General features: G+C 66.4%; 18 protein-coding genes and 2 tRNA genes. 16 read left to right on the top strand and 4 right to left on the bottom strand.

Annotation, left to right across the window (positions count from 1 at the left end; all coding sequences use genetic code 11):
* Positions 1-69 precede the first annotated feature (69 nt).
* From clpX to HUS23_01220, 7 genes are all read left to right on the top strand, one after another.
* Positions 70-1,353 (top strand): ATP-dependent Clp protease ATP-binding subunit ClpX, encoded by a 1,284-nt coding sequence (gene clpX, locus HUS23_01250; protein QKT02548.1) that lies wholly within the window; start codon positions 70-72, stop codon positions 1,351-1,353.
* A gap of 143 nt (positions 1,354-1,496) precedes the next feature.
* The gene (gene lon / locus HUS23_01245) at positions 1,497-3,926 is read left to right on the top strand and encodes an endopeptidase La (GenBank protein ID QKT02547.1); all 2,430 of its coding nucleotides are present in this window, start codon (positions 1,497-1,499) and stop codon (positions 3,924-3,926) included.
* Positions 3,927-4,229: 303 nt separating this feature from the next.
* A complete protein-coding gene (locus HUS23_01240; GenBank protein ID QKT02546.1) occupies positions 4,230-4,502 on the top strand; it encodes an HU family DNA-binding protein in 273 nt (90 codons plus the stop codon).
* A gap of 49 nt (positions 4,503-4,551) precedes the next feature.
* Positions 4,552-4,627 (top strand) — tRNA-Val (locus HUS23_01235).
* Positions 4,628-4,637: 10 nt separating this feature from the next.
* A tRNA-Asp gene (locus HUS23_01230) sits at positions 4,638-4,714 on the top strand.
* 90 nt (positions 4,715-4,804) lie between these two features.
* Positions 4,805-6,703, top strand: a complete 1,899-nt coding sequence (locus tag HUS23_01225) for a SurA N-terminal domain-containing protein (GenBank protein QKT02545.1) — start codon at positions 4,805-4,807, stop codon at positions 6,701-6,703.
* 68 nt (positions 6,704-6,771) lie between these two features.
* Positions 6,772-8,100, top strand: a complete 1,329-nt coding sequence (locus tag HUS23_01220) for a dicarboxylate/amino acid:cation symporter (protein ID QKT02544.1) — start codon at positions 6,772-6,774, stop codon at positions 8,098-8,100.
* A 59-nt stretch (positions 8,101-8,159) separates the two neighbouring features.
* Here the strand turns inward: HUS23_01220 and HUS23_01215 are convergent, their stop codons facing one another.
* Both HUS23_01215 and HUS23_01210 read right to left on the bottom strand, forming a co-directional pair.
* The gene (locus HUS23_01215; protein QKT02543.1) at positions 8,160-8,942 is read right to left on the bottom strand and encodes an enoyl-ACP reductase; all 783 of its coding nucleotides are present in this window, start codon (positions 8,940-8,942) and stop codon (positions 8,160-8,162) included.
* A 125-nt stretch (positions 8,943-9,067) separates the two neighbouring features.
* Positions 9,068-10,804 (bottom strand): LysM peptidoglycan-binding domain-containing protein, encoded by a 1,737-nt coding sequence (locus tag HUS23_01210; GenBank protein ID QKT02542.1) that lies wholly within the window; start codon positions 10,802-10,804, stop codon positions 9,068-9,070.
* 162 nt (positions 10,805-10,966) lie between these two features.
* Here HUS23_01210 and HUS23_01205 point away from each other — a divergent pair, with 162 nt between their 5' ends.
* The 9 genes from HUS23_01205 (at position 10,967) to HUS23_01165 (ending at position 18,718) form a co-directional block, all read left to right on the top strand.
* A complete protein-coding gene (locus HUS23_01205) occupies positions 10,967-11,764 on the top strand; it encodes a methyltransferase domain-containing protein (protein QKT02541.1) in 798 nt (265 codons plus the stop codon).
* Positions 11,761-12,219 (top strand): ribonuclease HI, encoded by a 459-nt coding sequence (rnhA, locus tag HUS23_01200; GenBank protein QKT02540.1) that lies wholly within the window; start codon positions 11,761-11,763, stop codon positions 12,217-12,219. Before HUS23_01205 ends, rnhA begins: the two co-directional genes overlap by 4 nt.
* A 10-nt stretch (positions 12,220-12,229) precedes the next feature.
* Positions 12,230-13,000 carry a DNA polymerase III subunit epsilon gene (gene dnaQ, locus HUS23_01195; GenBank protein QKT02539.1) on the top strand — a complete coding sequence of 257 codons (771 nt, stop codon included), beginning with the start codon at positions 12,230-12,232 and terminating at the stop codon, positions 12,998-13,000.
* Positions 13,001-13,234: 234 nt separating this feature from the next.
* Entirely contained in the window at positions 13,235-14,605 is a 1,371-nt protein-coding gene (locus tag HUS23_01190; protein ID QKT02538.1) for a sigma 54-interacting transcriptional regulator, read from the top strand.
* 51 nt (positions 14,606-14,656) lie between these two features.
* Positions 14,657-16,105: a HAMP domain-containing histidine kinase gene (locus HUS23_01185; GenBank protein QKT02537.1), complete on the top strand. Its 1,449-nt coding sequence runs from the start codon at positions 14,657-14,659 to the stop codon at positions 16,103-16,105.
* Positions 16,102-16,752 (top strand): hypothetical protein, encoded by a 651-nt coding sequence (locus HUS23_01180; GenBank protein QKT02536.1) that lies wholly within the window; start codon positions 16,102-16,104, stop codon positions 16,750-16,752. The genes HUS23_01185 and HUS23_01180 overlap by 4 nt, the downstream gene beginning before the upstream one ends.
* A gap of 179 nt (positions 16,753-16,931) precedes the next feature.
* Positions 16,932-17,381: an EF-hand domain-containing protein gene (locus HUS23_01175; GenBank protein QKT02535.1), complete on the top strand. Its 450-nt coding sequence runs from the start codon at positions 16,932-16,934 to the stop codon at positions 17,379-17,381.
* A 168-nt stretch (positions 17,382-17,549) separates the two neighbouring features.
* Positions 17,550-18,134: a PRC-barrel domain-containing protein gene (locus tag HUS23_01170; GenBank protein QKT02534.1), complete on the top strand. Its 585-nt coding sequence runs from the start codon at positions 17,550-17,552 to the stop codon at positions 18,132-18,134.
* A 236-nt stretch (positions 18,135-18,370) separates the two neighbouring features.
* Positions 18,371-18,718 carry a PilZ domain-containing protein gene (locus HUS23_01165; protein ID QKT02533.1) on the top strand — a complete coding sequence of 116 codons (348 nt, stop codon included), beginning with the start codon at positions 18,371-18,373 and terminating at the stop codon, positions 18,716-18,718.
* Between the two features lie 106 nt (positions 18,719-18,824).
* Here the strand turns inward: HUS23_01165 and sulP are convergent, their stop codons facing one another.
* Together sulP and HUS23_01155 are read right to left on the bottom strand one after the other, a co-directional pair.
* Positions 18,825-20,570 (bottom strand): sulfate permease, encoded by a 1,746-nt coding sequence (sulP, locus tag HUS23_01160; protein QKT02532.1) that lies wholly within the window; start codon positions 20,568-20,570, stop codon positions 18,825-18,827.
* Complete coding sequence (locus tag HUS23_01155) at positions 20,567-21,028, bottom strand: universal stress protein (GenBank protein QKT02531.1); 462 nt, start codon at positions 21,026-21,028, stop codon at positions 20,567-20,569. Before HUS23_01155 ends, sulP begins: the two co-directional genes overlap by 4 nt.
* Positions 21,029-21,156 lie beyond the last annotated feature (128 nt).

The raw sequence follows: 21,156 nt of genomic DNA, 5'->3' as shown, positions 1-21,156 counted from the left end.
CCGGGCTTGCCAAACAGGCCGGTTCTCTGCAAAGGTTGAAAGCAACAGACCAGGCGACGAGGCAGGGCTATGACCGACGATAGGCACGGCACGGGCGACAGCGGCAAGCTCCTCTACTGCTCTTTCTGCGGGAAGAGCCAGCACGAAGTGCGCAAGCTGATCGCTGGGCCGTCAGTCTTCATCTGCGACGAGTGCGTCGACCTCTGCAACGACATCATCCGTGAGGAGGTGCAGGAGCAGTCGGCCGCGACCGCCCGCAGCAAACTTCCCTCGCCGCGCGAGATCAACCAGATCCTCGACGAGTACGTGGTGGGTCAGAAGCGCGCTAAGCGCGTCCTGTCGGTGGCAGTCTACAACCACTACAAACGGTTGGAGGCCGGCCTCAAGAAGGACGACGTCGAGCTCGCCAAGAGCAACATCCTCCTGATCGGACCGACCGGCAGCGGCAAGACCTTGCTGGCTGAGACGCTGGCGCGGCTGTTGAACGTGCCGTTCACCATCGCTGACGCGACCACGCTCACCGAGGCCGGGTACGTGGGCGAGGACGTCGAGAACATCATCCAGAAGCTGCTCCAGAAGTGCGACTATGACGTCGAGAAGGCGCAGACGGGGATCGTCTACATCGACGAGATCGACAAGATCTCCCGCAAGTCGGACAACCCGTCCATCACCCGTGACGTCTCCGGGGAGGGCGTGCAGCAGGCGCTGCTCAAGCTGATCGAGGGCACCATCGCCTCGGTCCCGCCGCAGGGCGGGCGCAAGCACCCGCAGCAGGAATTCCTGCAGGTCGATACCTCCAACATCCTGTTCATTTGCGGGGGCGCCTTCTCGGGCCTCGAGCGCATCATCCGCGAGCGCTCGGAGAAGGGCGGTATCGGTTTCGCGGCCGAGGTGAAGACCAAGGAAGACAAGAAGAGCTCCAGCGAGGTCCTGCACGGCGTGGAGCCCAACGACCTGGTGCGCTTCGGCCTTATTCCCGAGTTCGTGGGGCGTCTGCCGGTGATCGCGACCCTCGAGGAACTGGACGAGGCGGCGCTCATCCAGATCCTCACCGAGCCCAAGAACGCGCTCAGCAAGCAGTATCGCAAGCTCTTCGAGATGGAGGGGGCCGAACTCGAGTTCCGCGAGGATGCCCTGAGTGCGGTGGCTCAGAAGGCGATGGCGCGTCGTACCGGCGCCCGCGGTCTGCGCTCCATCCTCGAAGGCGTGCTGCTCGATACCATGTACGAGCTACCCTCCATGAAGAACGTCGCCAAGGTCGTGATCGACGAGGCGGTGATCAAGCAGGAATCCGATCCCCTGTTGATCTACGAGGGGTCGGAGCAGCAGCGCGCCGCCTCCGACGATCGGTAGCGTCGGGGCTCGGGCGGAGGGGGCGCCGGCCGCTCGGGACGTCTTGAATTCGCCCGGCGCCGGCCCAACCTCATACTCAGCCGTCCAACTACCCCGGTGCCCTTGCGTTCTGCAGGGGCGCAGTTTCCCAGCGAGGTTTCCCGATGGAGCAGCAAGACAAGGCGTCCGAAGTGATCGAGGATCAGCTCGCGGTTATGCCGGTGTTGCCGCTGCGCGACGTGGTTGTGTACCCGCACATGGTGATCCCGCTGTTCGTCGGTCGAGAGAAGTCCATCAAGGCGCTCGAGGCCGCCATGGAGAAGGACAAGCAGATCATGCTGGTCGCGCAGAAGAACGCGACCCAGGATGATCCGGGCACGGACGATATCTACCGGGTCGGTACGATCTCCAGCATCCTGCAGCTACTCAAGCTCCCGGACGGCACCGTGAAGGTGCTGGTGGAGGGGAGTCAGCGCGCGCGGGTGGTCCATTTCATGGGCGCCGACGACTTCCTGAACGCCCAGGTAGCTCTGGTGGCTTCGCCGCCCATCGACGAGCGCGAGGCGGAGGTGCTGACGCGGTCGGTGCTCGCGCAGTTCGATCAGTACGTCAAGCTGAACAAGAAGGTTCCCCCGGAAATCCTCACGTCGCTGTCGGGTATCGACGAGCCGGGGCGTCTGGTGGACACCATCGCCGCGCATATGTCGCTGAAAATCGAGGAGAAGCAGAAGATCCTCGATATCGTCGAACTGCGCGAGCGCTTCGAGCACCTGATGGGACTCATGGAGTCCGAGATCGACTTGCTGCAGGTGGAGAAGCGCATCCGCGGGCGCGTCAAGCGCCAGATGGAGAAGAGCCAGCGCGAGTACTACCTCAACGAGCAGATGAAGGCTATCCAGAAGGAACTGGGCGAGATGGAGGATACGCCCAACGAACTGGAGGAGCTGGAGCGCAAGATCGAGAAGGCCGGCATGTCGAAGGAGGCCAAGACCAAGGCCACCACCGAACTCAACAAGCTGAAGATGATGTCGCCCATGTCCGCCGAGGCGACGGTGGTGCGCAACTACGTGGACTGGCTGGTCAACGTGCCGTGGAAGAAGAAGACCAAGGTGCGTAATGACCTGGCGGTCGCCGAGGACGTGCTCGAGGCCGATCACTACGGCCTGGAGAAGGTCAAGGAGCGCATCCTGGAGTACCTTGCCGTGCAGCAGCGCGTGCAAAAGCTCAAGGGGCCCATCCTCTGCCTGGTCGGGCCCCCTGGCGTGGGCAAGACCTCGCTGGGCCAGTCCATCGCCCGCTCCACCAACCGCAAGTTCGTGCGTATGTCGCTCGGCGGCGTGCGCGACGAGGCCGAGATCCGTGGCCACCGGCGTACCTACATCGGTTCCATGCCCGGCAAGGTGATTCAAAACCTCGCGAAGGTGAGCACGCGCAACCCCTTGTTCTTGCTTGACGAAATCGACAAGATGGCCATGGATTTCCGGGGCGATCCGGCGTCGGCGTTGCTCGAGGTTCTGGATCCGGAGCAGAACAGCACCTTCAGCGACCACTATCTCGAGGTCGATTACGATCTGTCGGATGTGATGTTCGTGGCAACCGCGAACACGATGAATATCCCCGGCCCGCTGCTGGATCGCATGGAGGTGATCCGCATCCCCGGCTACACCGAGGACGAGAAGGTCAACATCGCGCAGCGCTACCTGATCCCCAAGCAGATCAAGGGCAGTGGTCTCAGCGAGGAGGAACTCTCCATCGCGGAGTCGGCGGTGCGCGATATCGTGCGGTACTACACGCGCGAAGCGGGCGTGCGTAATCTCGAGCGCGAGATCTCCAAGATCTGCCGTAAGGTGGTCAAGGAAATCCTGCTCAAGCCCAAGACCAAGAAGGTCAGCGTCACTGCGCGTAACCTCGACAAGTACCTCGGCGTGCGCCGCTTCCGCTACGGCGAAGCGGAAGAACACGATGAGATCGGTCAGGTGACGGGTTTGGCGTGGACCGAAGTCGGCGGCGAGTTGCTGAGGATCGAGGCGGTCCTCATGCCCGGTAAGGGCAAGCACGTGGTCACCGGTCAGCTCGGCGAGGTGATGAAGGAGTCGATCCAGGCCGCGATGAGCGTGGTGCGCTCGCGCAGCCGCATGCTCGGCATCGACCCCGACTTCTACGAGAAGGCCGATACCCACATTCACGTGCCGGAGGGGGCCATCCCCAAGGACGGTCCGAGCGCCGGGGTGGGGATGTGTACCGCGCTGGTGTCGGTGCTGACCCAGATCCCGGTCAAGTCCGACGTCGCCATGACCGGCGAGATCACGCTGCGCGGCGAGGTGCTGCCGATTGGAGGGCTGAAGGAGAAGCTGCTGGCCGCGCACCGTGGCGGCATCAAGACCGTGCTCATCCCGCAGGAGAACGAGCGCGACTTGGCGGATATCCCGAAGAACATCAAGGAGCAGCTCGACATCCGTCCGGTGAAGTGGATCGACGAGGTGTTGCAGGTGGCGCTACAGCACATGCCTGAGCCGCAAGACAGCGGGGAGGTCGATGTGCCGCCGTCGAGCGAAGGAAAAACTAAGAAAGGGCGTCCTATCAGCACGCACTAGCCGATAAAGGCGCGCAGCGGAAGTCCAGTTCCACCGCTGCGCGCCTTTTTGATGGAGTTTCCTCGCACTTTTCTCGTCTTTGCGGTCCCGAGAGTTCGCCGCGTCCGTCGTCTTTGTTGACACAGGGACACGCTGCTCCGCGGTTTCGTCCGAAGTCCGTCAAACTTCGTTGCGGGGCGCGGGATGCCGCTTGACACTTGTTTCCGGCGGTTGGTATAAAACCGACTGTCCACCACGCGGCCGCCGAGTCCAGGCGGTGTTTTTTTGGCCTTGCGAATAATAAGCAGCAGAGGGGATAAAACCGTGAACAAAGCTGAACTGATTGACGCCGTTGCCGAAGCTTCCGATCTGTCCAAGGCCGCTGCGGCGCGGGCCGTCGATGCGATGGTCGATGCGGTGACCGCCGCGATGAAGAAGGGCGAGCAGGTTACTCTGGTCGGTTTCGGTACCTTCCTGGTGCGTGAGCGCTCCGCCCGCACCGGCCGTAACCCGCGCACCGGCGAGACCATCAACATTGCCGCGGCGAAGAACCCCAGCTTCAAGCCTGGCAAAGCCCTCAAGGATGCCGTAAACTAGCGCACCCTCCGGACCCCTTCAGGCGCAGAGCGCCTGGGCGGGGCCGTTTGGGTGCTTAGCTCAGCTGGGAGAGCGTCGCCCTTACAAGGCGAATGTCGGGGGTTCGATCCCCTCAGCACCCACCAGTGTCCACGCGGAGTGGTAGTTCAGCTGGTTAGAATACCGGCCTGTCACGCCGGGGGTCGCGGGTTCGAGTCCCGTCCACTCCGCCATTCAACAGCGAGTACCAGGGGCGCGTAGCAGGCGCCCCTTTTACTTTGTGCTCGGCGCACCGCGTGCGTCGGGCGGGAGAGTGCGTCGCCATGATGCAGGCCATCAGGGACTCCGCCAAGGGTTGGATTGGCTGGGTCATCGTCGTCATCATCATTGTTCCCTTCGCGCTTTGGGGTGTGCACGAGTACGCTCAGCGCCAAGCGACCGTGGCGGTGGCCACCGTCAACGGCGCAGAAATCACCGAGCGCGAGTTGCAGAACGCCTACCTGCAGCAGCGCCAGCGCCTGCAGGCCATGCTCGGCGAACATTTCCGTCCGGAACTGATCGATGAACAGCAGCTGCGGCGGGAAACCCTCGAGCAGATGATCGAGCGTCGAGTGCTGATGGAGGCGCTGCGCGACGCGCGCTTCCGGACGGCCGACGCCCAGATCGCAGCCCAGATCCGCGGATTCGACGTGTTCTGGGAGAACGGGGCGTTTTCGCCGGAGCGCTATCGGCAGTTTCTCGCCTCGCAGCGACTGACACCCGAACAGTTCGAAGAACAGTTGCGCGGCGACGTACTGCTTGAGCAGTTCTATGCGGGCGTGGCAGCGACGGCCTTTAGCACGCCGCACGAGTTTCAAACGTTCATGCGTCTACAGGAACAGCAGCGCGACATCGGCTACGCGGTGGTGCCGGTCGAGCGTTTTCGCGACCAGGTGCAAGTGACCGACGACGAGGTCGAGGCGCACTATCAGGCGAATCAGCGCCGGTATGTCACGCAGGAACGTGTCCGCCTCGCTTACCTGGAACTGTCAATCGACGACGTCGCGCGCGGCGTCGAGGTCAGTGAGGAAGCCGTGCGGGCCTTTTATGAAGAGCGCGCCGAGCAATTTGGCGGCGAGGAGCGGCGCGCCGCGCGCCATATCCTGCTGCTGTCAGGCGATGAGCCGGGCCAAGCGTTGGAGCAGGCGGAGGGTCTGCGCGAACGCATCCTTGCGGGTGAGGATTTTGCCGAGCTGGCGCGCGAGTACTCGCAGGATCCGGGTTCGGCGCAGGCCGGTGGTGATCTCGGTAGCTTTGCCCGCGGCGACATGGTGCCGGGCTTCGAGAGGGCGGCCTTTGCGCTCGACGAAGGAGAGGTGAGCGAGCCGGTCGAGACCGAGTTCGGCGTCCACCTCATCCAGGTGACCGCCATTGAGCGCCCGCGGGCGCCGAGCTATGAGGAGTTGCGCGACGAGTTGCGCGCGGAACTGCAGCGCCGCCGGGCGGAGATGCGCTTCCGTGACGTCGGCGAGCGCCTCGCCAATCTCACCTACGAGCAGCCCGACACCTTGGACGAGGCCGCCGAGCAGCTGGGCTTGACGGTCCAGGAAACCGACTGGATTACCCGCGACGGTGGCGACGCCGGTATCGCGCAGGACCGTCGGGTGGTGCAGGCGGCATTCAGCGACGATGTGCTGGCGCAGGGCTACAACAGCGAACCGATCGAGGTCGAGCCGCAGCGGGTGGTCGTGGTGCGCGTCGCCGAGCACGAACCCGCGGCGGCCCTGCCGCTGGACGATGTCCGGGAACGCATTGTCGAGGCGCTGCGTTCGCAGAAAGCACGCGAAGAGGCGCGGGCCTTGGCGCAGGGGATGCTCGAACGGGCGCAGGCGGGGGAGGACCCCGCCGAAGTCGCCGCGGCCGAAGGGCTTGGTTGGGAGCGCGCCGAGGGCGTCACGCGTCACGAGGCCGGGGTGCCCGCCGGCGTTGTGCGCAGGGCGTTCACCTTGCCGCGTCCGACCGAAGGGGAGCCGAGCGTCGCGATGACCCACGCCGACAACGGCGACCCGGTCGTGCTGGGCGTGTACCGCGTGCAAGACGGGGACGTGGCGGACGCGGAGCAACGCGCGGACGTGCAGGACGCCCTGGCATCTGAGCATGGCAACCGCTTGTTCCGGGCGGTCGTCGAAAGCCTGAAGGCGCAGGCGGAGATTCGCCGCCACGCACAAGAAGACGATCGGTAACGCGCCTCGGACGGTCCCTGCCGGCCGTGCGCTGGAAACAGCGCGCGGCCGGCGGGTCGGCGGATCCGATGCTCGGAAACCGCAGGGCCCAGAGGGGACGCGTGAAACTACATTGGCAAATCCTCATCGGGCTGGCGCTCGCCGTGCCGGCGGGACTGCTGGCCGGCACCGACGCCGGCCTGTTCGGCGTCACCTTTCACCAAGCCTTCGACTTCGTCGGCACGCTGTTTCTCAACGCGCTGCTGATGCTGGTCGTGCCCCTGGTGCTTGCTTCCATCATCAACGCGATGGCGGGCATCGGCTCCTCCGGCGCGCTCGGCCGCCTCGGCGGCAAGACCCTGCTGTATTACCTGGCGACCAGTCTGTTCGCCATCCTGGTCGGGCTGATGCTGGTCAACCTCATTGAGCCGGGAACCCTGGACGGCCGTCCGGCAGGCGAGGTAATGGGCTTACAGGCGGAGGTCGACAGTCCGGTGGTCGCGCAGTTGGAAGGGCGCGGCGCGGGCGAGGTGGCCGAGATCTTCCTGCGCATGATTCCTACGAATGTCGTGGACGCCGCGGCGCAGGGGCAGCTGCTGGGGTTGATCTTTTTCAGCCTGCTGTTCGGATTCTTCATGACCCGGATCGACAGCCCGTACCGGGAAACGCTGACCAACTTCTGGCAGGCCGTATTCGACGTCATGATGCGCATGACCGACCTGGTGCTGCGGTTCGCGCCGCTCGGGGTGTTCGCTCTGGTGGCGCGGGTAATGGCGGAAACCGGCCTCGCGGCTTTCGGGCCGCTGGCCTTGTTCTTCGTGACGGTCGTGCTCGCGCTCGCGATTCATTTCCTGATCACGCTGCCGCTGGTGATGTACTTCGTGGGGCGGGTCAATCCGTGGCGGCAGTATCGGGCGATGGCGCCGGCGCTGCTGACTGCGTTCTCCACCAGCTCTTCGGCGGCGACCCTGCCCCTGACCCTGGAGTGCGTACAGAAGAACGCCGGCGTGTCGCAGCGAACCAGCGGATTCGTGCTGCCGCTCGGGGCCACGGTCAACATGGACGGCACCGCCTTGTACGAGTGCGTGGCCGTGCTGTTCATTGCGCAGGCCTACGGGCTGGACCTCAGTCTCGGCACCCAGCTGCTGGTGGTGGTGATCGCGCTGGTCACGTCGATCGGTGTGGCCGGCATCCCGGCCGCCGGGCTGGTCGCCATCGCCATCATCCTTGCGGCGGTCGGGCTGCCGTTGGAGGGCATCGCGCTCATCCTCGCGGTGGACCGTCTGCTCGACATGTTCCGCACGGCGGTGAACGTGTTCGGCGATTCCTGTGGGGCGGTGGTGATCGCGCGGCGCGAAGGCGAGGAAGGGATACTGCAGAACGGTTCGGACGCCGCTTCGGGGTCCCGCCAAGTCTGAGTCGAGGCAAGGACACAACGGGCGCGCTGCCGCCCCGGGAGGCGGCAGCGCGGAGTTGCTTACTCCAGCGGTCCCATGCCGATGGTGTTGTAGCCGGAGTCGACGTACATCACCTCGCCGGTGATGCCCGAGGCGAGGTCGGAGCACAGGAAGGCGCCGGCATTGCCGACCTCTTCGATGGTCACGTTGCGGCGCAGCGGCGCGTTTTGCTCCACGTGGTCCAGCATGCGGCGGAAGTCGCTGATGCCGGCGGCGGCCAGCGTCTTGATGGGGCCGGCGGAGATCGCATTGACGCGCACGCCCTGCGGCCCAAGGCTCTGGGCCATGTAGCGCACGTTGGCCTCCAGGCTTGCCTTGGCGAGCCCCATCACGTTGTAGTTCGGCATAGCGCGTTCGGCGCCCAGATAGCTCAGGGTGAGCAGGGCGCCGCCGTCGCGCAGCATCCCGCGGCCCGCCTTGGCCAGCGCGGCGAAGCTGTAGGAACTGATGTCGTGCGCGATCTTGAAGAAATCGCGGTTGACCGCTTCGAGGTAGTCGCCTTCCAGGGCCGCCCGAGGCACGAAGGCCACCGAGTGCACGATGACGTCCACATGGTCCCAGTGTTCGCGCAGACGCGTGAACAGGGAGTCGATCTCCTCGTCGCTGCCGACGTCGCAGGGCAGGGCGATGCTGGAGCCGCAGTCGGCCGCCATCTTCTCCACGCGCTCGCGCAGCTTGTCGTTCTGGTAGGTGAACGCCAGTTCGGCGCCTTCACGGTGCATGGCCTGGGCGATGCCCCAGGCGATGGAGCGAGTGCTGGCGGCGCCGACGATCAAGGCGCGCTTGTCGTTCAAGAATCCCATGTCGTTGACTGTCCTGTATGGCGTGATCCGATGGCCCGCCGAGCGCGACGGGCGGCCTACCTTACCGAAAAAGGCCGATCCGGACCAGCGGCCGGATCGGCCATGCGGGGCGCCGGCAGGGCGGCTCAGCCGCCCGACTGGCGGGTGACGTCGACGTAGAGCGTCAGGCGCTGGCCGGGATGGATGTGGCGCCCTTCCTGCAGCCCGTTCCACTCGCGCAGTTCGCGGATGGTGACGTTGAAGCGCTGCGAGATGCGCGCCAGCGAATCGCCGCGGCGCACGGTGTAGCCAATGCGTTGGGTCACCGCCTGCTGCGCCGGTCCCGCCGGGACGCGCGCGACGGCCGGCGAGGCCCCGGCGCGCTGCGACCAGATCACGAGGCGCCTGCCCGGCATCAGCGGATCGGTCGGCGCCATGCTGTTCCAGCGGGCGAGATCGCGCACGTTCACTCCGTGCGTGCGCGCGAGGTTCCACAGCGTGTCGCCGCGGCGCACGGTGTGGTCCACGCGCTGCCCGCCGCGCGGGCGTTCGGCGGCGGCGCGCTGGCGCTCGCTGGCGCTGAGCGCATAGCTGCCTTCAGGGCGCGAAGCCACCGGAATCAGCAGGTCATCGCCGGCGCGGATCACGTGCCCGCGCAGGCCGTTGGTCTCCTGCAGCGCCCCCACCGTGGTGTTGTAGCGTCGCGCGATGGCGCCGAGGTTCTCGCCGGGGCGAATGCGGTGACGTTGCCACTGGATGCGCTGCTCGGGGGCCAGTTCTGCGAGGCGGGCCTGGAAGTCCTCGGCGACCTCCAGCGGCAGCAGGAGGTAGTGCGGTCCGTCGGGGCGGGTGGCCCAGCGATTGAAGCCGGGATTCAGCTGGTAGATCCGCTCGAGGGGCAGTTCGGCCAGCTCCGCGGCGAGCGCCAAGTCGATCTGGGAACCGACGTCGACCCGCGCGAAGTAGGGCTCGTTGGCGATGGGCTGCAGGGTGAGCCCGTATTCCTGCGGGGCGGCGACCACGTGGCTCAGGCCGAGCAGCTTGGGCACGTAGTTGCGGGTCTCGCGCGGCAGGTCGAGCGACCAGAAATCGGTGGGGCGCCCGGCGTTGCGATTGCGGTGTACGGCACGGCGCACCGTCCCTTCGCCGGCATTGTAGGCGGCCAGAGCCAGCAGCCAGTCGCCGTCAAAGAAGCCATTGAGGTACTCGAGGTAGTCGAGCGCCGCGCGGGTCGAGGCGTACACATCCCGCCGCCCGTCGTACCACCAGTCCTGCTCCAGGTTGAAGCGCCGCCCCGTCATGGGAATGAACTGCCAGATTCCCGAGGCGCGGCCGTGGGAGTAGGCGAACGGGTAATAGGCGCTCTCCACCACCGGCAGCAGGGCCAGTTCGGTGGGCATACCGCGCGCTTCGATGCTCTCTACGATGTGGTGGATATACGGCCGCGCGCGTTCGGCGACGCGGTCGAGATAGTTCTGGTGGCGGGCGTACCAGTCCACGAACGGGGCGATACGCTCGTGGCTGTGGTCCTGCATCGCCATGCCGCGGCGTATGCGCTCCCAGACGTCGTCGAGGGGGAGCTCATCGGCGATCGCAGTTTCGATTTCTTCGGGCGCCGGCACGCTCTCCTCAATGAGTGCGGGGGGCGCGGTGACGGCGGCCTTGGTCTCCTCGGCCAGGGCGTGGTGGGCACTGACCTGCAGGAAGGTCGGCTCGGCGCCGGCGAGACGCTCCGTGTCCGCTTCGCCTTCATCGCGGGTACCGCTACCGAGGCTGGCGCAGCCACTGAGGGCGGCGAACAGGCCGGCGGCGGCAAGGGAGCGGGCGGATCGCTGACGCAGCGAGGATTGTGATGGCGGCGCGGCAAGAGGTCGCTTGGGCATGACGTGGCTTCCAGGTGTTCGTTATTCCAGTCCCTGGAAGGTCGAGCGTCCCTAGTGCCGGCCATCCTCAGCCGGCGCAGGGCCATGCTGCCAGCGTTTTGCGGGGCGGTCAACGAACCCGGTCCTGGTCCGTGCACAGGGCCCAAGGTATGCTTGCGAACCATGGCATTTCGTCAGGCTACGCGCCCCCGCTACTGTGATTCCGACCACGAAGTGTGGGAGGGGCTGCGCGCGTGGTACGCGAGCCCCGTCGGGCAGCACCTGTACCGCTGTGAGCAGGAGGTGCTGCAGAGCGTGTTGCCGGACCTGTTCGGTTATCACCTGCTGCAGCTGGGGCGCTTGGGCGAGGACGACCTGACCGCCAGCAGCCGGGTGCGCCATCGGGTGGTCCTGGAGGCCGATCCGCAGGCGCGCACCGATGCCTGCGCTCCGGCCGGGGTGGTGGCCTTACCGCATGCCCTGCCGCTGGCGCCCGACAGCGTGGACGTGCTGGTGCTGCCGCACAGCCTGGAGTTCAGCAGCGACCCGCACCGCCTGCTGCGCGAGGCCGAGCGCGCGTTGGTGCCCGAGGGGCACCTGGTGATCCTCGGGTTCAGCCCGTGGGGCAGTTGGGCGCCATGGCGCCTGGCGGCCGCCCGCAGCGGCCAGTTTCCGTGGTGCGGGCGTGCACTGACGCTGGCGCGGGTACGTGACTGGGTGAAGCTTCTGGGATTACAGATCGTCGGGGTTCAAGGTTATTTCTTTCGCCCGCCGCTGCGCGGCGGGCGCATGATGCGCATGCTGCGCTGGATGGAGCGCGCCGGGCAGCGCTGGCCCGCGCTCGGCGGCGGCTTCCTGCTGGTGGCGCGCAAGCGGGTGGTGACGCTTACCCCCGTGCGGCCGCGCTGGCGGCCGCGCCGCGCGTTGGTGCCGGGGCTCACACAACCGGGTATGCGTCGGGACGAAGGGGGGCGTGGGTGACGCGGGTAGAGATTTATACGGACGGGGCTTGCCGCGGCAATCCCGGGCCGGGCGGCTGGGGTGTGCTGTTGCGCGTCGGCGACGTGGAGAAGACCTTGTACGGGGCCGAGCGCCACACGACCAACAACCGCATGGAGCTGATGGCGGCGATCATGGGGCTGGAGGCCTTGAGCCGTCCCTGCGAGGTGCACCTCACCACGGATTCACAATACGTACAGAAGGGCATCAGCAGCTGGATCGCCGGCTGGAAGCGGCGTGGGTGGCTGACCGCCGACCGTAAGCCGGTCAAGAACGCCGATCTGTGGCAGCGCCTGGAGGCCGCGGCACACCGCCATCGAGTGCATTGGCACTGGGTCCGCGGCCATACCGGGCATCCGGAGAACGAGCGGGCCGACCGCCTTGCCAACCAGGCGATCGACCAGATGCTTGCCGGCGCGAGCCGCAGCGCCGGCTAAGGGGGGAGATATGCGTCAAGTGGTGCTCGACACCGAGACGACGGGCCTGGAGCCGTCGCAGGGACATCGCATCATCGAGATCGGGTGCGTGGAGGTGGTGAATCGTCGCCTCACGGAGGTGCGTTTCCACCAGTACCTGCGCCCCGATCGAGCGATCGACAGCGGGGCGGTGGAGGTACATGGCATCACGGACGAGTTTCTGGCGGACAAGCCGCCGTTCGAGGCCGTGGTGGAGGAGTTCCTCAGCTTCATCCGTGATGCGGAGGTGATCATCCATAACGCGCCGTTCGACGTCGGCTTTGTGGATCATGAGCTGGCGCGCCTCGGCCCGCAGTGGGGGCGTATGCGCGACCACTGCAGCGTGATCGACAGTCTCACGCTGGCCCGCCGCCTGCACCCCGGCCAGAAGAACAGCCTGGATGCGTTGTGCAAACGCTACAGCGTGGACAACACCCGCCGCACCTTGCACGGCGCTTTGCTCGACGCCGAGATCTTGGCCGAGGTCTACCTTGCCATGACCGGCGGGCAGACGGCGCTGTCGCTGGACGCGCACGGTCCGAGTGAGGCGGGCGCGGAGTGTGTCGTCGCTGGGCGCCTGCCCGCGGACCGTCCTCGCCTGCCGGTGGTGCGTCCGAGCGCCGAGGAGGCGGCATTGCACCAAGCCCGCTTGAACGCCATCGAGGCGGCCAGCGGCGGCCAGTGCCTGTGGCGGCAGATCGAGCAGGCGGTGGCACCGGCGCCCGAGGACGAGGTGTCGCCGTCTGGCGCCGCCCGCGCTTGAAATGCCCGCGCGCCCGGCTAGATTTTAGGGCAGTACGGCGATAACAACAGCGGCCTGGGTGCGGGCGCTCGGAAGGCGTGTCCGCGCAGTGGGGTTCCAGGCGAGCGCTGACAATCGGTCCTTCCCGCCGTTTCTTAAAGAACGGGTGTCCACTTAGCCCGCGTGCCACAGGGATGTGGCGGAGCCCGTGCGTGACTGGCGTCACGCGCGTCTCGAACTTCAGGGAGGAATTCTATGCGTCCGAACGGCACAGAGCCGCACAAGGACACGGTGCTGCTTGTCGACGACGATCCCGACCTTCGGCGCTTGTTGAGCATTCGGCTCAACTCGGCCGGTTACCATGTCATCGCGGTGGACAGCGGCGAGGCGGCACTGTCGCGGATTTCCATGGCGCGCCCGCAGGTCGTGATCACCGACTTGCGCATGGACGGGATGGACGGCATTACGCTGTTTCGCACCATTCATCAGGACCACCCCACCCTGCCGGTGATTATCCTTACGGCGCACGGCACGATCGCGGATGCCGTCCAGGCGACACGCGACGGTGCGTTCGGTTTTCTCACCAAACCTTTCGACGGCGAGGAGCTGCTTGATCAGGTGCGCCGGGCGGCGCAGCTCGGCTGCGAACAGGCCGTCGACGAGGGACGCGCGGGGTGGCGCGCGCACATCATCACCCGAAGTCCGCTGATGGAAGACCTGCTGGGGCAGGCGCATCTGGTAGCGCAGAGCGACGCGAGCGTGATGATCCGCGGCGAGAGCGGTACCGGCAAGGAGATGCTAGCCCGTGCCATCCACCAGGCGAGCCCGCGCGCCGAAGCCCCGTTCGTGCCGATCAATTGCAGTGCGATTCCGGAGCCGTTACTCGAGTCGGAGTTGTTCGGCCATAGCAAGGGCTCGTTCACCGGCGCCACGCGCGACTACGGGGGCCTGTTCCAGGCGGCCAACGGAGGCACCCTGTTTCTCGACGAGATCGGCGACCTGCCGGTGTCTCTGCAACCGAAGTTGCTGCGCGTATTGGACGAAAAGCTGGTGCGGCGGGTAGGTTCCACCGATTTGGTGCCGGTGGACGTGCGTATCGTCTCGGCCACGCACCGCGATCTCGAACGCGCCATGCACGAGGGCGAGTTTCGCGAGGACCTCTATTACCGCCTGAACGTCGTCACCCTGGAGTTGCCTTCGCTGGCCGAGCGGCGCGAGGACATTCCGCTGTTGGTCGAGCACATGCTGCGCAAGCTGTGCAGCAGGTACAGAAAGCCCTTGCGCCGGTTCTCGGTGGAGGCGATGGAGATGCTGGTGACGGCGCCCTGGCCGGGCAACGTGCGGCAGCTTGAGAACGTCGTGGAGCAGGCCGTGACGCTCGCCACGACGCCGATCATTTCCGCCGCACTGCTGGAGAGCGCACTGCGTCAGCGCGATCGCGATCGGGAGATGTTGCCCTTGGCCGAGGCGCGCGGACGTTTCGATCAGCGCTATCTGGTGCAGCTGCTGCGCATTACCAACGGCAACGTCAGCCAAGCGGCGCGCCTCGCCAAGCGAAATCGAACGGAATTCTACAAGCTGCTGCATAGGCACAGCCTCGATCCGTCGCTGTTCAAGCCGACTTAGCGCACGAGGGGGCGGTCGGTCCAAGAGGGAGGCGCTGCGCGTCGAGCCGGCATGATGCGACTGTACTTCACCAAATCGCTGCTCACGCTCATTCTGAGCGCATTCGCGTTGGTCGCTATCCCCATGTTGGTGGCGCTATGGACCGCCACGCTGGCGATCGATCGGCTTGCCGCGCAAAGCCAGCAGACGGTGTTGCTGGCGGTGGACTTCATCCAGGACCGCCGCATGCTGGTAGAGCAGGTGACCGCGCTGGAGCGCGGCGCCCGGCAGTTTCAGGTGGTAGGCGACGAGGCGGTGTTTCGCAGCTATCAGGCGAGCCGCGAGCAGTTTCAGCACACCGCGCAGCGCTTGGCGCACGGCGTGGAGGATGTCGCGCAGCAGGGCTCGATGCGCGCGTTGCGCGATCAGGAGCGCGCGATCTTTGAGACCTTGCGTACCTATCCCCACGATGGGCCCGAGATTCGGGCGGCCCTGCAGGGCTTCTCCGAGTTGTCGGAGTTGACCCACGACATGCTCGCCGGCAGCCGGCACTTTATCGACGGTGAACTCGATGCGCTGCGCAGCGAAGCGACGCAGATCAAGAGCGGAGTCCTCTGGCAGGCGGTGTTGCTCAGCGGTGTCGCCATTGGACTCGCGGTCATCTTCACCTATTTGATCGCGCGCCCGATTCACCAAATCGAAGGCGCGATCCGGCGGCTGGGCAACGAGCAATTCAATGCGCCGGTGGCCGTACGCGGGCCGCGCGATCTGGAGGTGGTGGGGCAGCGCCTGGAATGGCTGCGGGTGCGGCTGCTCACGCTCGAGGAGGAAAAGAACAAGTTCCTGCGGCACATCTCCCACGAGCTTAAGACGCCGCTTGCCGCATTGCGCGAGGGCAGCAATCTGCTCATGCAGGAGGCGGTCGGCACGCTCAACAGCGCGCAGCATGACGTCGCCGCCATCCTGCACTCGAACACCATCCAGTTGCAGAAGCGCATCGAGGATCTGCTGAACTTCAGCGCGGCCTGCTACCGCGGTCCGGTTGTCGTGCGCGCGCCGGTCAAGCTACACCGTCTGGTGAAGCGGGTGGCGGCGGATCACAAGCACGTCATCTTGGCCAAGCGCTTGCGCTTGTCTCTCGATATCGAACCGCTGGTGGTGCAAGCGGACGAAGAGCGCCTGCGCAGCGTGATCGACAACCTGCTCTCCAATGCCGTGAAGTATTCGCCGCTCGGCGGAGAGGTGACCGTACGGCTGGGGGCGGAGGGGGAGCGGGCCGTGCTGGAGGTGCGCGATCAGGGGCCCGGGGTTCCGTTTGAGGAACGCGAGCGGATCTTCGATCCGTTTTTCCAGGGGCGACCCGCTTCCGTAGGGCATGTCCGCGGCACCGGGCTCGGGCTGTCGATTGCGCGGGAGTACGTGGCGGCTCACGGAGGCGGCATCGAACTCCTGGGCGAGCCGGATCGCGGCGCCCATTTCCGGGTAAGCCTGCCGCGCGAAGACATACGGAGCATCGCATGAAGCGGGGGTACGCATTGGCCCTGGTGCTGATAGGCGGATTGGGCGCCAGCGGTTTGGCGGCCAATCCGGCTTCGGTAGGCGGGGGACCATTCTCCACCACGAACCCGCCCGACCCGCGCTCGATGCCCGCCGGCCCAACACCGCCCGCTTCGGAGGGGCTGGGGCAGCGCCATCGTGTGGGCGGCGATTGGGCAGGGGAAGCGGCGCGCGCCGCCGCGCTGCTCAATTACTTCCGTTATCTGCACGGCACCAGCAACGACGTGCGGCAGCGTGAGTATGAAGGTGCGCTGGCGCGCGCGGAGGACACCGGGCTGGTCGGTCGCCTGCACCTGGCCATGGTCGAACTGGCGCGCGAGGAGCCGGAAGGCGCCGCGCGTGCGGCGTCATTGCTCGAGCGCGAGATCGAGCAGGCGGATGCGGCCGAACAACCGTTGATCGACTTGGCGTATTTGATGGTGCATGTGCTGCGCTCGATCGAGGCCCAGAACCGACACGCCGCCAGGCAGGCCGAACGTGCGGTGCGCCTGGAAGAAAAGGTGAAGGCGCTGATCTCGATCGAGGAGGGGCTGCGTGAGCGCCTCGATCAACAGGAGCGAGGCCAGGCCACACCGGCACTTTCCACATCAGACTCCGCTGACGGTTCGTGAGCCGACGATGCGTCGTCGCCAGGCAACGGAGAACCCGATATTCCGCCTGCGGTAACCGCGGTCGCTTGCCTCTAGCCTGTCGCACGTTGCGTGCCGTCGCGCGCTTCGGACGGCCGGCCTCGCCTGGCACGGGTTTTGATTAGCTAATGGCTGTGGTTCGAGCGACAAGGAGATGAGTTATGCAAAGGAAGCAACTGGCGGTGGCGATCGCGGCCGCATTGTTCTCGCTGGGTGTGGTCGCGGCCGAACATGGCGACGATCCGGGTGCCCAGGATGCGCCGGCACCCGGGGTCGGTAGCACCATGGACGATATGGGCACCGGGGAGGCTGACACCGCGTACGGTGAGGAGTTCTCGCAGCTCGACCAAGCGGGTGACGGGCATATTACGCGCGAGGAGGCGAGCGCGATGCGCGAGCTGGCGGAGAATTTCGACCGCGCCGATCAGGACGGAGACGGCGTGATCGACGAGGCGGAGTTCGCGCAATTCATGGAGGCGATCCAGGCCGGCGAGGCCGGCGAACTCCCGGGCGAGTCGCCGCAGCCCGAAGTGGCGCCCGAGCCGGGCGAGCAGGTCTCGCCGGGCGCGGATCCCGAGCTGAGTGAGCCGCCTGCCGGGATAGCGGAGTAAGCGTCGCGAGGCGACGACGCTTTTGGCCGGCCCGTCACGGGCCGTGGGCCGAAGACGGCGCGTAAACAATTGCTTGGGAGCAGGTACGGTTCCTGCATCATAACCGTAACCCCTGCCGGGCGGCCGCCCGCAGGGCAACTGACAATGCTAAGACACGGAGGTTTTGCAATGAAGAACTATCTGGGAGCAACGGTGACAGCTTCGGCTCTGGCCCTGATTCTGTCGGGTGCCGCGATGGCGCAGGAGACGGAGCAGTACGGCACCGGCGCTGAGGCGCAGGATCAGCAGGATCAGATGGCCGCACCGGAGCCGCAGGTCGACCAGGAGACGCTGCGTACGCAGCGCGCGAGTGAGATCATCGGCCAAAATGTCGTCAACGAGCAGGGGGAGAACCTCGGCACCATCGACGAATTGGTTCTGGATGAGGACGGCCAGGTGACGCATGCCGTGATCGCCTCCGGCGGTCTGCTGGGGATGGGCGAGAAGCTGGTCGCCGTGCCTTGGGAGGACGTGCAGGCCGCGCGTGACGAGGACGAGGTGCTGGTGAACCTGACCGAGCAGCAGATCGAGCAGGCGCCGGGCATCGATCGTGACGACTGGCCGGCCGACTTCAGTGCCTTTGAGGTGCGCGCCGACGGTGCTGGCGACGACCCGGCGGCTCAGCCGGGCATGGACGGCACCGATGACGCCGGTGCCGGCCCCGCGACCGGCGAGGACACCGGTGCCCCCGGCAACGAAGGCGGCTTCAACTAAGGGAAGGAAGGTCTGAATGAATCAGAGCTTCCCTAAGTAGTATCGGCCTCCCGGTTCGCCGGGAGGCCTTTTTGTTACGCCACCTCTCCCGCCGTCGTTGCCGTGTGGCGACAGCGGCGTACGCTGGCCTTGTGCCGAGTTAGCGTCTATCCTTGTCTCGCTTCGAGTGGTCGATGTCTTGTCGCCCTCGAAATCCCTTTCCATACCTTGGGACGGATGCTGAGGAGGTGGTCGGCGTGGCTAAACACGCAGAGCGGCCGCGGTGGCAGGGCGAGCGCCGCGTTACGGCGCGTGCGCCGGTGGAGTTGGAAGTCGATCTTTATCACGCGCACGGGGTCGAGCGCGCCTGCCGTAGCGAGAACCTCACCCACGAGGGGCTGTTCGTCGATGGCCCCGCGCTGGACGTCGGTGAAGTGGTCGAAGTGGATATGGCGCTGCCGTATCTGGCCGGGCGCTGGCGGGTGCCGGGGCGCGTGGTTTACGCCAACAGCAGCGGGGTCGGCGTTCGCTTCGGACGTCTCGACGTGCCGGTGGTCTGGGCCTTGGGCCGGATACTTGGCGAACCCGCGGCCAACGCGATGTAAGTCATGCGCTGCGCGGTTGCGTCTGCGGCCGCGCCAATCCCAATCCCTGATCGAGAACTGCCGCGCCCCGACTGTCGAGGCGCGGCAGTCTCATGTGCGTCGGCGCTCAGGCCGCGCGCGGCCGCAGCGGACACTGTGCCGGGTCGTAGTCCGGCCCCAGGCGGTGCGCGAAGGCCGCTAGGGCCGCTTCCTCGTCCACGAACACCCGGTCCTCGCCGATCTCCGTCACTAGTCCGCTGGTGCGCAGGGTCTGGTAGACCGGGCGCTTCAGGCTGCTCAGGGTAAGCGTGACCCCCTTGCGCTGGAGCTCACGAGCCAGTTCACGCAGGGCCTCCTCGCCGGAGGCGTCCACTTCGTTCATGCCGTCACCCACCAACAGCACGTAGCGCAGCGCAGGCCGCGCCTGCACCGCCGCCTGCACCGTCTGCGTGAAATAGCTCGCGTTGGCGAAATACAGCGAACGGTCCATGCGCAGCACCATGATGCGGTCGCTGGTCGGTAGCCGGTGCACCTCGGCATCGCGCAACTGCCCGTCGTCCGCGCGGCTTAGGACCGCGATGCGCGGGCGCATGGTGCGCGCCACGAAGAACGCCAACGCCAGGCCGCCGCCCACCAGGATGCCGTCCTGCAGCCGTGGTGCGAAGGCGAGCGTGGCCACGAAAGTGACCAAGCCGGCCACCGCATCCTGGCGTTGGATGCGCCACGCGCGGCGCAGGCTGCTTACGTCGATCAACCCCGACACCGCCTGCATGACGATCACCGCCAGCACGGCCTGCGGCAGGTGGTACAACACCGGCGTGAGGTACAGCAGCGCGAGCACCACCGCGAGTGCGCTGAAGATGGCCGCCAGGCCCGTACGTGCGCCCGCCGCCGCGTTGAGCGCCGAGCGCGAGAAGGAGCCGCTCACCGCGAAGGACTGGAAGAAGCTGCCCGCGATGTTGGCCAGGCCCTGGCCGACCAGTTCCTGGTTGAGGTTGACCTTCTGTCGGGTGCGGGCGGCGATGGCGCGCGAAATGGACATGGCCTCCAGAAAGCCGATCAGCGCCATGACGAAGGCCGAGGGCAGGAGCTGTGCGGCCGCCGCCGGGTCCAGCGCCGGCAGGCTGAGTCCGGGCAGCCCCTGCGGGATCTGACCCACCACTTGGCCGCCGAGGCGTTCGAAGCCGATCAGCGCACTGACCGCGGTGGCCAGCACCACCGTCACCAGCACGCCCGGCACGCGCGGCGCCCAACGCTTCAGCCCGACCAGCAACAGGAACGCCGCGCCCGCCACGACCAGTGTGGGCCAGTGCGCGTCGGCGATCTGCAGTAAGAGCTGCAGAATGTCGCGCAGGAAAACGCCGCTTTGCTCCAGCGGGAGATTGAATACCTTGTTGAGCTGCGAGAGCGCGATGATCAGCGCCGCCGCATTGGTAAAGCCCGCGATCACCGGGCTCGACAGCAGGCTGACGAGGAAGCCCGCGCGGAGCAGGCCCATCGCCAGCCGGAAGACCCCGACCAGTAAGGCAAGCAGCAGCGCGAGGGCAATGTACGCATCCGTGCCGGCGGCGGCCAGCGGTGCCAGCGCCGCGGCGGTCATCAGCGAAAGCATGGCGACCGGTCCCGTGTGCAGCTGCGGGCACGATCCCCACAGCGCCGCCACGATCACCGGCACGAAGGAGGCGTACAGACCGTACACGACCGGCAAACCCGCGAGCTGGGCGTAGGCCATGGACTGGGGGATGAGCACCAGAGCGACCGTCAAGCCCGCTAAGCCATCCGTGCGCAGCGCCCCTGGGCCCAGCGGGAACCAGCGCAGGAAGGGAAACAGCTTGCTCCAGGGCGCGGAGAGCTTGGTGGTGCGGTCGCTCATGCCGCGGCGTCCAGGATGACCACCGGCACCGACATCCGCCGGGAGGGTTCCGCCGGCCAGAGCAGGCTTGCATCGGGGCCGGGCGAGGTGATGATGCACAACAGCTCGCGGCAACGCCGGGCGTGTTCGCTGATGCGCTCGGCTAGCGGACCCGGACGGTGGAGGGCGCGGATGGTCATGCCGACGGGGGCGCTCGGCGCCGCCTCGACGGGACGGGGGCCGACGAAGAGCAGATCCAGGTCGGCGTGTGCGCGGTGGCAGGCCTCCAGGGCGTAGCGCAGTGCGCTTGGGGTGGGGCGGGTCCCTTCGATGGCGAGCAGCACCCGGCCCTTTTCGGGTGCCGCATTCAACGCGGGGGCGCCGCTCAGCTGCTCGGCCATGTCGCGGGCCGAGAGAAACTCGCCGGCCAGGCCCCGTGCCGCGTGTTGGACGTTGCTTAGGAGTCGCAACAGGCTCATGAAGGTGTCTCCTTATGGAATAGCTTGCTGGCCGTTAAGGAGCAGGTTCCGTGCCATATGAAATGATCCCGTGGAGTCAATGACGTACAGTCATGACGAAGGTTTGTGTGTTACATGTTGCATCGGTA

The sequence above is a fragment of the Ectothiorhodospiraceae bacterium 2226 genome (assembly GCA_013348725.1).
In the GTDB taxonomy this organism is placed as follows: Bacteria; Pseudomonadota; Gammaproteobacteria.
This window is presented reverse-complemented; position numbering and strand designations above follow the sequence as displayed.

What these genes read in the sequence shown, in the direction of transcription:
- clpX (QKT02548.1), top strand. Translation starts at nt 70, where the DNA reads ATGACCGACGATAGGCACGGCACGGGCGACAGCGGCAAGCTCCTCTAC.
- lon (QKT02547.1), top strand. Translation starts at nt 1,497, where the DNA reads ATGGAGCAGCAAGACAAGGCGTCCGAAGTGATCGAGGATCAGCTCGCG.
- HUS23_01225 (QKT02545.1), top strand. Translation starts at nt 4,805, where the DNA reads ATGATGCAGGCCATCAGGGACTCCGCCAAGGGTTGGATTGGCTGGGTC.
- HUS23_01220 (QKT02544.1), top strand. Translation starts at nt 6,772, where the DNA reads ATGCTCGGAAACCGCAGGGCCCAGAGGGGACGCGTGAAACTACATTGG.
- HUS23_01215 (QKT02543.1), bottom strand. Translation starts at nt 8,942, where the DNA reads ATGGGATTCTTGAACGACAAGCGCGCCTTGATCGTCGGCGCCGCCAGC.
- HUS23_01210 (QKT02542.1), bottom strand. Translation starts at nt 10,804, where the DNA reads ATGCCCAAGCGACCTCTTGCCGCGCCGCCATCACAATCCTCGCTGCGT.
- HUS23_01205 (QKT02541.1), top strand. Translation starts at nt 10,967, where the DNA reads ATGGCATTTCGTCAGGCTACGCGCCCCCGCTACTGTGATTCCGACCAC.
- dnaQ (QKT02539.1), top strand. Translation starts at nt 12,230, where the DNA reads ATGCGTCAAGTGGTGCTCGACACCGAGACGACGGGCCTGGAGCCGTCG.
- HUS23_01190 (QKT02538.1), top strand. Translation starts at nt 13,235, where the DNA reads ATGCGTCCGAACGGCACAGAGCCGCACAAGGACACGGTGCTGCTTGTC.
- HUS23_01185 (QKT02537.1), top strand. Translation starts at nt 14,657, where the DNA reads ATGATGCGACTGTACTTCACCAAATCGCTGCTCACGCTCATTCTGAGC.
- HUS23_01180 (QKT02536.1), top strand. Translation starts at nt 16,102, where the DNA reads ATGAAGCGGGGGTACGCATTGGCCCTGGTGCTGATAGGCGGATTGGGC.
- HUS23_01175 (QKT02535.1), top strand. Translation starts at nt 16,932, where the DNA reads ATGCAAAGGAAGCAACTGGCGGTGGCGATCGCGGCCGCATTGTTCTCG.
- HUS23_01170 (QKT02534.1), top strand. Translation starts at nt 17,550, where the DNA reads ATGAAGAACTATCTGGGAGCAACGGTGACAGCTTCGGCTCTGGCCCTG.
- sulP (QKT02532.1), bottom strand. Translation starts at nt 20,570, where the DNA reads ATGAGCGACCGCACCACCAAGCTCTCCGCGCCCTGGAGCAAGCTGTTT.
- HUS23_01155 (QKT02531.1), bottom strand. Translation starts at nt 21,028, where the DNA reads ATGAGCCTGTTGCGACTCCTAAGCAACGTCCAACACGCGGCACGGGGC.